General features: G+C 67.4%; 3 protein-coding genes. 1 reads left to right on the top strand and 2 read right to left on the bottom strand.

What is annotated here, in order from left to right:
- The first annotated feature begins 574 nt into the window (after positions 1–574).
- On the top strand, positions 575–3,148 hold the full coding sequence (locus IE134_RS33935; protein WP_189432864.1) for a DEAD/DEAH box helicase: 2,574 nt from the start codon (positions 575–577) through the stop codon (positions 3,146–3,148).
- Here IE134_RS33935 and IE134_RS33930 read toward each other — a convergent pair.
- Positions 3,111–3,911 carry a cyclic nucleotide-binding domain-containing protein gene (locus IE134_RS33930; protein WP_189432862.1) on the bottom strand — a complete coding sequence of 267 codons (801 nt, stop codon included), beginning with the start codon at positions 3,909–3,911 and terminating at the stop codon, positions 3,111–3,113. The genes IE134_RS33935 and IE134_RS33930 overlap by 38 nt on opposite strands.
- Positions 3,908–4,153 carry a hypothetical protein gene (locus tag IE134_RS33925; RefSeq protein ID WP_189432860.1) on the bottom strand — a complete coding sequence of 82 codons (246 nt, stop codon included), beginning with the start codon at positions 4,151–4,153 and terminating at the stop codon, positions 3,908–3,910. Before IE134_RS33925 ends, IE134_RS33930 begins: the two co-directional genes overlap by 4 nt.
- Between the last annotated feature and the right edge of the window lie 489 nt (positions 4,154–4,642).

Below are 4,642 nucleotides of genomic sequence, written 5' to 3'. Positions count from 1 at the left end.
CCCGCGGAGCGGGTATCCAAGCGCTTCGCGCTTGGCAGGGACGGAATTCGCTTCGCGAATTTGTAAAGGCGCTACGCGCCTTTATAAACCGCTGCGCGGTTTATGTGAATTCACGCTTTGCGTGAATTGGATTACCGCTGCGCGGTAATCCTTTGGGTCTCTCCGCTTCGCTTCGTGACGGGGCGTCCGCTTCGCTCCCGCCCTGCCGGCTTCGCCGGGCTGGCTACGGCGATAGGTGGCGGTGCATCAACTGTGCCAGCGGGTAGGATCCCGAATCGGTGGCTACTACCTCCCGAGGCCGGCCCCGGGCTCCGCCACCAGGAGGAGGTCCGGGCCGGGAGGTGGCGAGTTCTTCCTGACGGGACGTCACGTCCGGCAAGCACCCGCACCAGGGAAGGAGGTGTGCGCACTGCTCTCGCAATGTAGCACGCTGGTTGGCCATGGTGGGGCCGGAACAGGACAACCGTCAGCCGATGTGATGCATCGTGTTGCATCAGAGTCGTGCATCATGTGATGCACGGGTAGGATCACGAGTGAACAGCTACCCCCTCCCCCGCGTCTGGAGACTTTCGTCATGACCGGTGAAATTACGCTTTTCCCGCATCAGGCGGAAGCCGTGGACGCCATTGTTGCCGGGCTTGAGATCCGGCCCGGGCAGCAGATTCCGAAGAACGGTTTGCGCGGTCAGGTGCACGCCGCGTGCGGGACAGGAAAGACGTTCATTGCTGCCGGTGCGGCGCACCGTATTTCTCCGCACGGGCGGGTTCTGGTTCTTCTCCCGACGCTGGAATTGCTCGCGCAGACGGTGCGGGAGTGGCGGGCTTTCGGGCGTTCGGGGTCGATGGTGGCGGTGTGCTCGATGGATGACGATCCGCGTCTGTACGACTTGCGGGTGCCGTCGACGACGAACGCCCCGCAGTTGGCGCTGCACTACGGCAGCGGGCCGGTCACCGTCTTCGCGACGTACTCGTCGTTGCCGGTGCTGACCGAGGCTCACGAAGGCGCGTACGGGCTCCCCATGGACATTTGGGACCTGATCTGTGTGGACGAGGCGCATCGTACGTCGGGGTCGCTGGGGAAGGCGTGGGCGGTCGTCCACGACCAGGAGCAGCTTCCGGCGATGCGCCGGCTGTATCTGACGGCGACGCCGCGGATCTGGATGGAGCGGCCGCGGCCGCGCTGGCGGGCGGAGTCCCCGGAGGGGAGCGGGGAGGCTGGGCGGCGGGTGCCGGTGGACCGGCTGCCGAAGGAGCTGGCCTGTTCGATGTCGGACGAGCGGATCTACGGGCCCGTTCTGTGGGCTCTGGATCTGTCGGACGCGATCGCGCGGGGGCTGCTGGCGCGGTATCAGATCGTGGTGGTGGAGCTGCGGGACGAGCGGCTGACCCTGGAGAAGCTGTACGGCGAGGAGCGGTTCGAGGAGTACGTACGCGGTGAGCGGCTCGCCGTGCTCCAGGCGGCGCTGCTGGAGGCGATGGCGGAGCACGGGCTGGAGCGGTGTATCACCTTCCATCACCGGACGATCGAGGCGCAGGCCTTCTCGGTCGGGCTGGAGCGGGTGGTGCGGCGGCTGCACGCGGCGGACCCGGAGCGGCACCCGGAGGAGGTGTGGTCGGGGTGGCTGTCGGGTGAGCACGAGCCGGAGATGCGGGCCGAGGAGCTGTTCCAGTTCGGAGCGCGGGCGGGGCGGGCGGTGATGTCGAACTGCCGGGTTCTCGGTGAGGGAGTCGACTGCCCGAGCGTGGATTCCGTCGCGCTTATCGACCCGAAGGGGTCGGCGGTGGATATCGTCCAGGCTATTGGGCGCGCGCTTCGGCAGAAGCCCGGTCAGGACAAATTGGCAACGCTGATCGTACCGGTATTTCTCGGGCCGGATGAAACGCCGGAAGACATGCCGTATTCGGCATCATACCGTCCTCTTTTGAAGGTTCTTTCCGGGTTGCGTGCGCATGATGAGCGTGCGGTGGAGATGCTCGCTATTCCGTCGGAGGATCTGCAGCGGACGGACCCGGTGTCGTCTTGGCTCGGACCGGCGCCCGAGGGCGACGACGAGGAGGAACAGCGGCTGCTGCTGCGGTTCGGGACGCACCGCGACCCGGCGCTGGTCGCCAGGATGGTGGAGTACAACCTGATCGAGCCGGAGCACGCGAACTGGCGGGCGGGGCACCGCGCGGCGGTCGCGTACCGGGAGCGGGAGGGTGATCTCGCCGTCCCCTACAACTGGGTTGAGGGCGGAGGCGAGCGCAGTGAGGACGGGCTCTCGCGAGAGGGCGGGTTTCCGCTGGGGCGGTGGCTGTCCGATCAGCGCCGGGCGATGCGGGCGGGGACGATTCTGCCCGGGCGGGCCGAGGACCTGGAGGCGCTCGGCGTCGTGTGGGACCCGGCGGACGCGGCGTGGGAGGAGAACCTCGGTGCGGCGAAGGCCTACTTCGCCGCGTACGGAACCCTCGCCGCGCCGGTCACGGCGATGATCATGGACCGGCCGGTGGGTCAGTGGCTGGCCAACGCGCGGAAGAAGAACGGGCTCGGGAAGGAGCAGGTACGGGCGGCGCGGCGGGCGGCGGCGCTGGCCGCGATCGATCCGGACTGGAACCCGGACTGGCCCGTCGACTGGCAGCGCCACTACGCCGCCCTGAAGGGCCTTGTGGTCCCCGGGAGCGTGCTCGGGCATATGGAGCCCGGGGCGATGGTGAACGGGCTCGACGTCGGCGGGTGGCTGGCCGCCCAGCGCGATGGGTGGGAGCGGCTGTCCGCGGGGCAGCGCGAGCGCCTGGTGCAGCTCGGCGTCCGGCCGCCCAAGGAACCGGCCGTGGAGGCCGTCGGGGGGAAGGCGCGGCCGCGGCGGGCGGGCGGGGCGCGGGCCGGGGCGTTCGAGCGGGGAGTCGCCGCGCTCGCCCAGTACGTCGAGCGGGAGGGGACGGTGGTGGTGGCGCGGTCCTGGTCGGAGGAGTTGCCGGACGGGACACCGGTGCGGCTCGGTGTGTGGCTGTCGAACGTGAAGAGCCGGAGGGCCACGCTCACCGGTGAGCAGCTCCAGCGGCTGGCCGGCCTCGGACTGGAATGGGCGAAGGGGGCTGTGCCCCCGGTTCCGTCCGGGGGCACAGCGGTAGTCACGACTCCGATCGGGCCAGAGACTTCAGATGGCTGAAGTCCATGATCTCGTAGTACCGGTTGGATCGGGTTCCCGGTTCAAGAGCGTTCAGGATCCCGTCGGCCCTGAGCGAGGCGATCGCCTTCTCCACCGTGGTCCGGCCAAGCCCGAGCGCAATAGCGATCTCCGCTTGACTCGGACCATTGAGCGTGAGCGCACCGTCCGGGACGGGGTGTACTCCGGTGCGCGTGAACCTCATGCGGTCCCCCACGTCGCTGGTCCGGGTGCGTTGGGCCAGGTAGTCCAAGAGGCGGGCAACTCGGACGATGGGAGCCGCCTTGGAGGCCGCATAGACCGCCTCCACTATCTGGGAGCGCTCGTTGGTGAGCTGTGCGAGGAAGAGAGCCAACACGGGCTCCTTCTCGATCAGCGTCGCGAACGTGCGGGCGGTGAGGCTGATGGAGGCGCCGTTGCCCAGGAAGGTGAGGTGCGACCCCGCGCCCAGTGAGTTCGAGTCGCTCGCCTTCGGCTTCCTGAGCATGACCCGGCTGATATCACCGAGGATCATGCCCCTCCGCCACAGACGCATGGTGCCATGCGACGTCGTTTCCTTGACGACGCCCCGAGTGATGATGTGGATCCACTCCTGCCCGTAGGAGAGCACGCCTCCGTCCTGATGGCCGGCAACACGGGCGTTGCCCATGAGAGATCCGATGGCGTAAACGGGCAAGCCCAGCGACTTCAGGTATACGTCGGCGGAGTGCTGAGCCCACGGCTGAGCCCACGGGAACTCGGGGTACTCCTCCATGAAGACGGTCATCGGGTACCTCCCGCGCCGGTCCCCTCCGGAGGAACAGCCGGAGCGACCACCTGACCAGAAGCGGGCGTGGGCGACTCAACGAGGATCTTGACGAGAGGAACGAGCGCGCCGATCAGAACGGCCAGCGCACCGAGCACGACCGCGATGCGGCCGGCCGTCTTCTTCAGGTGACGGACCGTGAAGCATGCCGCCCCAACTACGATCGCGACGATCAGAACAGCCGCGAGAACTCCTTCTGACATGATCAATACCCCTGTGGGTATGGCGGTCAGCCGTGGCACCTCCGGATTCGGAAGGCACGGCTGACCGCGGCTTGGAAATAGCCCCTACGCACAACCGGCGAAGCACGATCCCTGGCGAGGGGTCGAGCCGGTTAGCGAGCAGGATACGCCACTCGACTGGCTTAGTCCGAACGGCAAACGGCAGAGAGGGAATTCGGCCGTAACATCGGCCACAGAAGCCAGGTTCGGCGTTCAACCAATCGGTGCTTCCCGTTCAGCCAGCGGAAAGTGACGGGCCAACAAGCAGCAAGCCGGGCCGCACCCCTCGGGGTGCGGCCCGGCTTGCTGTGTGCTTCAAGAGCACTTGAGGTTCCTCGGGGGAGCCACCCTCAAGAAGGCCTCGGAGCTGTACGGGGCTATTTCCAAAGCCGTGCCAGCTAGAGACAGTGCACACCGCCAACCATCCGCAAAACCCTCACTCGGAGGGAAAGTGCGTTGTACGTACGCTGT

Origin of the sequence: Streptomyces rubiginosohelvolus (genome assembly GCF_014649875.1) — a bacterium.
Taxonomy (GTDB): Bacteria; Actinomycetota; Actinomycetes; order Streptomycetales; family Streptomycetaceae; genus Streptomyces; species Streptomyces rubiginosohelvolus.
The sequence above is the reverse complement of the archived record's forward strand: the minus strand, read 5'-3'. Positions and strand labels throughout refer to the sequence as shown.

What these genes read in the sequence shown, in the direction of transcription:
- IE134_RS33935 (WP_189432864.1), top strand. Translation starts at nt 575, where the DNA reads ATGACCGGTGAAATTACGCTTTTCCCGCATCAGGCGGAAGCCGTGGAC.
- IE134_RS33925 (WP_189432860.1), bottom strand. Translation starts at nt 4,153, where the DNA reads ATGTCAGAAGGAGTTCTCGCGGCTGTTCTGATCGTCGCGATCGTAGTT.
- IE134_RS33930 (WP_189432862.1), bottom strand. Translation starts at nt 3,911, where the DNA reads ATGACCGTCTTCATGGAGGAGTACCCCGAGTTCCCGTGGGCTCAGCCG.